Origin of the sequence: Accumulibacter sp. (assembly GCF_031732815.1) — a bacterium.
In the GTDB taxonomy this organism is placed as follows: Bacteria; Pseudomonadota; Gammaproteobacteria; order Burkholderiales; family Rhodocyclaceae; genus Accumulibacter.
This window is the reverse complement of the sequence record NZ_JAVMKF010000112.1, coordinates 1-5,496: the sequence shown is the minus strand read 5'-3', so window position 1 is coordinate 5,496 and position 5,496 is coordinate 1. Positions and strand designations below refer to the sequence as shown.

General features: G+C 63.0%; 2 protein-coding genes and 1 pseudogene. All 3 read left to right on the top strand.

The window, feature by feature from the left end; all coding sequences use genetic code 11:
* Positions 1-1,811 (top strand): annotated as a pseudogene (locus RKP46_RS08365) (phage tail tape measure protein); the annotation flags it as partial.
* A 10-nt stretch (positions 1,812-1,821) separates the two neighbouring features.
* Positions 1,822-2,229: a hypothetical protein gene (locus RKP46_RS08360; RefSeq protein WP_311106220.1), complete on the top strand. Its 408-nt coding sequence runs from the start codon at positions 1,822-1,824 to the stop codon at positions 2,227-2,229.
* Position 2,230: 1 nt separating this feature from the next.
* Positions 2,231-5,496: hypothetical protein (locus RKP46_RS08355; protein ID WP_311106219.1), on the top strand; the 3,266-nt coding region annotated here is incomplete at its 3' end.

Here is a 5,496-nt window from a genome sequence, read left to right as displayed (position 1 = left end):
TCGTGCAGCTCGAAGCGCAGTCGCGCGAGGCCTACCGCAAGCAGGAGTACGCCACCGCCGACCAATTGATGCGCCAGGCCGAAACCCTGCGCGCCGAAATCGCCCAGAAATCCCAGGCCGCCGATCAGGCCGCAGTGCAGAGCAAGAACGAGGTGGCAGGCGCTATCGGTGCCATCCGGACCTCGGAGGAGTTGCTCAACAAGACGCTGGATGCAGAAAGTGCGGCGCACCAGAAAGCCGCCCAGTCGGCACTGACCGCCCGCGAGCAGATCCAGCAGACCCTGACGCAGACCGAAACCCAGATTGACCAGATCACGACCAAGCTCAAGGATGGGCTGAAGGTCACAATTGATGCCGACAAGACCCGCTTCGATCAGGCGATCGCTGACTTGGACAAGGCGCTGGCAGAGAAGGAATTTCTGCTCAAGATTCAGGCCGATCTGCAGGAAGCGGAAAAGAAGCTGCAGGAGTATGAGCAGTTGCTTAAAGAGGGCAAGACGCTGCCGGTCGATGCGGACGTCAGCAAGGCAAAGGAAGCGCTCGACAAGCTCAAGACCTACGCGGACCAAAACTCGCAGGTTGAGCTCAAGGTAGCCACGGAGAAAGCGCAGGCCGCAATCACCAACGTCGAGGGAATGATCAAGGCGCTGGATCGCATCCAGACCGAGTCTCGGCATCAGGTCAGCACCAATGCGGAAGCGGCTCGTTCGGAGATCATGAGTTTGAACGGCGCCAACACCTCGAGCACGCACACCATCTACGTGCAGCGGGTCGAGGTCAATGCCACCGGCGGCCTGGTTGGTGGTGGCGCGAGTGGTGGTGCCAGGCACTTTGCTGACGGCGGCGCGGTGGCTCCTGCTTTCCCCCGGATGGGAGGCGGTTCGGTGCCCGGCTCTGGCCATCACGACACGGTACCGCGCACCCTGGATGCCGGTGCCTTCGTGATTCGCAAGGCAGCGGTGCAGAAATATGGGATCGGTGCGCTCTCGCGGCTGGCCAACGGGGTGGCCCGGTTCGCCACGGGCGGCGCGGTAATGCAGGGTGGCGCAAAACGCCCTTCCAGTAGTGGAGCTGACAAAAGTGGTGACAGCACACCCACAACTCCAAAGAAGAACCGTGACGCTTTCGAAGCCCTGAAGATGATCGATCTGGGTCTGCAGGGAATGAACGAGTACACCAACTGGCTGCAGTGGAACTACGGCGCATCGGTCAGCCTGGACATGCGCAGCAAGACGATGGAGAACTACGGCAAACAAGCGCAGCAGGATCGGCGCACGCTGGAGGAGTTCATCGGACGCAAACAGCTCACTGGCAACGAGCGCCAGAACCTGGAGCGGATCAAGCAAACGTGGCGACAGGCGATGGCCCAGCCGCTGCTCTGGGGCAAAGACCTGGAACGCGAGCTGATCGACTACATGGAACAGAACCAGGGCGAGTACTACCGGCGTGGCGGACTGTCGAAGTCCGACACCGTCCCGGCGATGTTGACCCCGGGTGAGTTTGTCGTGAACCGGGACGCTGTTGCCCGTTACGGTGCGGGCTTTTTCGAGGCGATTAACAACCTGTCTGCTCCGGCGCAGGCCTTGGCTGGGCGCGTGATGGCCGGTGTCCAAGGATTCGCTGCTGGCGGGCTGGTGCAACCCATAGGCTCGGCGCTGGCTCGCCCGGTCCTGGCGGGTGACGGTGGCCCGACGCGCACGGTACGTGTAGAGCTGTCCTCTGGTGACCGCAAGGTCCAGGCCTCTATCGATGCACGCGACGAGTCGCGTCTCCTGCAACTTCTAGACGCTGCCCGTACCCGGGCGGTGTGAGTTCTTTCCCATGCAACTGAAGAACCTCGCTGATGAGGTGGCCCTGGTGCTGCCTGACGATTTGTTGTGGAGCGACGAACACAGCTGGTCGCCGACCGTTGCGACCAGCGCTTACCTGATCACCGGGGCGCTACTTATCCAGTCGGCCATGCGACTGGCAGGACGTCCCATCACCTTGGTGGGCGCACCCGACATGGCCTGGGTTACGCGCGCAACGGTAGAGCAACTGCGGCTTTGGGCTGCGGTGGCGCCCACCGATGCCACGGGCCGTTTCCAACTGACTCTGGCCGATGGCCGCACTTACACGGTGGCCTTTCGGCACGCGGAGACCGCGATCGAGGCCGAGCCGGTGCTCGGTTTTCCTGCCCGGTCTGACGCTGATTTTTACCGATTGACCCTTCGATTCCTGGAGCTCTGACATGCCGATCCAAGCCGGCGACGTGAAACTGCTGAAATCTGCTGTGATGGCGGATGTGCCTGAGGGCGGTGGTGCGCCCACTGGTCATGCGATTGCCGATGGGGTATCGAACGCGATCTTCCCCGACATTTCCGAGGTGGATCGTGCCGGCGGTCGGGTCAATTTGCGCAAGTCCTTCGTCTCGGTGCAGACCGACGATACCGATACCTATTTCGGGGCTAACGTCATCGTGGCCGAGCCGCCTGACGATCCCAGGGTCAGCGTCACGCTGTTCTCTACCGAACGGACCTTCGACACTCGCGAGCAGGCGCAAGTCCGCATCGAGGCCTACCTCAACAAGGGCCCGGAATGGGCGGGCTACCTGTTCGAAAACCACATCGCCGGTCAGCGGGTGATCCAGCTTTTTCAGCGCACGACCGACACCGTTCCCAATGTCGGCCAGACCTTGGTCTTGATCGAAAACGAGGGGCTGGGCACGCAGAAGGAGCAGTACATCAGGGCCACCTCAGTCTCGGTGGTCGAGCGCACCTTCACCTACAACAACGACCAGGACTACAAAGCCAGTGTCGTCACCGTCGATATCAGCGATGCCCTGCGTTACGACTTCACGGGCTCGCCCGCGACGCGGACGTTCACACGCGCAACGAACAGCACCAAGGTACGGGACACGGTCGTGGCCGACGCTGGAACCTACGTCGGCGTGGTTCCGCTGACCCAGGCAGCAGCTCTTGGCGACTTCACGATCAAGGGCACCTCGATTTACACGCAGTTGGTGCCCAGCGCCCAGACTGAGACGCCGATTTCCTTCGTTCCGCCGTATGCGGCCGCTGGGTTGCCTGTGCCCGGTGCTGTGCCGGTCAGCTATACGGCCAGCCACGCGTGGACGGCGAGCACCAAGTTCAACTTGCCTGGCGGTTGCTTGCCCGGGTCACTGACCATTGGCACGGACGGCATCACGATCTTCGACGATGCCGGTCTACTCAAGACCGCCAGCGGCACGATGGGCACCATCGACTACGCCAACGGCATCCTGACCCTGAATTCGGGGTCGATGTCGAACGCGAAATCCATTACCTACACGCCCGCCGCGCAGATTCTGCGTGCGCCGCAAAGCTCGGAAATCCCGGTCACGCCCGAATCCCGCAGCCAGTCCTACGTGGGCACAGTCAATCCGGTGCCGCAGCCCGGCACGCTGACGATCAGCTACATGGCCCAGGGCCGCTGGTACGTGTTGTCCGATGCCGGTAACGGCTCCCTCAAGGGCCTGGATGCCAGCTACGGCGCGGGCACCTTCAACCGGAACACGGGCGCGTTCGTCGTCACTTTGGGCGCATTGCCCGACGTCGGCAGTTCGCTCGTGCTGACCTGGAACGTGCCGACGCAGGAGACGCAGCAACCGTCCACCACACTGAAGGCAGCCCAGAGCCTTGCCTTGAACCCGCCTGCGGGGACTTCGGTGCAACCCGGGTCGCTCACAGTGTCCTGGGAGTACGGCGGCACCAAGACGGCAGCGGCGGCCACCTCAGGCGCGCTGTCCGGGGCGGCCACCGGCAACTTGAGCGTCGCGCAGAACCGCGTGGACTTCGCACCCAACGTGCTGCCGTCGGTCGGAACACAGCTCACCGTCACTTACGTTGCAGGCCCCAAGCAGGAAGACTCGTTCTCTCACCCCTCCCGCAATGGCGCGGGGACGCTGCCGGTCACCGCGACCTTGGGGACCATCGAGCCCGGATCGCTCGAGGTGGAATGGAACACGCTGACGGACACGACTGGGCTGGGCGTTTACACGCAAAAGCAGATTCAGGAAATGGGGATCGGCCTGTGGAATGGCGTCGATCCGACGCAAATTGCCCGAGACGACGGCGCTGGCCGAGTGCTGCTCAATGGTTCGGTGGTCGGATCGGTGGACTACGCGACCGGATCGGTGGTGTTCCAACCTGATGTCACGATCAAGATTCCTCGACCGGTTTACACCTCGCAGCGTCTGGGCTGGGGTAGCGCAGGGTTGATGTTCAGGTTGAACTACGCGGGCATCCAATACATCGACGCGCCATCGATGTACCCGAACGACGAATCCGGCTATGTGAAGCTGCGCTACAACAGCGCGGGCTCGACCAGCAACCACTCGGAAACCTTCCAGTTTCTGCCAGCCTTCAAGCTGGTGCCGGGTGTCAATGCCCAGGTGGTGACGGGCACAGTTCTGCTCACCGCTGCAGGTGCGCAGCCCTGGGGTGACAACGGCCAGGGCACCCTGCGAGAGTTCACCACCGGCGGATGGGTTACGCGCGGCACGATCAACTATTTGTCGGGCGATGTTGCGCTGACCTCCTGGACGGCAGGAACGAACAACGCCATCACCCGGACCAGTTGCGTGACCACGGTGGGCGAGAACATCTCCAGCGAGTTCGTGTTCCGTACCGGGGCCGCTCCCTTGCGTCCAGGGTCGCTGTCGATCCAGTTTGCCCGCGCCATCGGTGGCACGCAAAGTGTCAGCGCCGGGATCGACGGCAAGATCGATGCTCCCGGCGTCAGCGGGAGCGTGGACTACGAGACCGGGCTGGTGCGGGTGCGTTTCGGGAGCGTGGTCACGGCGGCCGGCAATGAAGCAGAGCCGTGGTTCGATGCCAGCAACGTCAGTGCCGACGGCAAGATCTTCAAGCCGGAACCTGTAGCAGCTTCCAGTGTGCGCTACAGCGCGGTGGCCTACAGCTATTTGCCGCTGGACGCCGATCTGCTGGGCATCGACCCGGTACGCTTGCCCAGCGATGGGCGCGTACCGATCTTCCGCCCGGGTGGGTTTGCGGTGGTCGGCCACACAGGACGCATCACGACCTCGGTCATCAACGGCCAGACCATCGACTGCGGTCGGGTCCGTCTGTCCCGGGTCCGGATCGTGGGCAAAGATGGCGTGGTGATTCCGACTGGCTACACAACTGACCTCGAAGCCGGGACGGTGACCTTCAGCAACGTCAGTGGCTACAGCCAGCCGGTCACCATCGAGCACCGCATCGAGGATATGGCGGTGGTCCGGGATGCGCAGATCAACGGCGAGATCAGTTTCACGCGCGCATTGACCCATGACTATCCGCTCGCCACGCCGGGCGATCCCCGTTCCGGCAGTTTCGTGGCCAGTGCCTTGATGGCCGGCGATCTCTTCGCCCGGGTCAGCCTGGTGTTCGACCAAGCATCCTGGAGTGGTGCGTGGTCCGACAGCCTGTCGGGTGGATCGGCCACGGCCACCTTCAACAACACCCAGTACCCGATCCG

Coding starts and splice junctions, on each gene's coding strand:
- RKP46_RS08360 (WP_311106220.1), top strand. CDS start 1,822: ATGCAACTGAAGAACCTCGCTGATGAGGTGGCCCTGGTGCTGCCTGAC.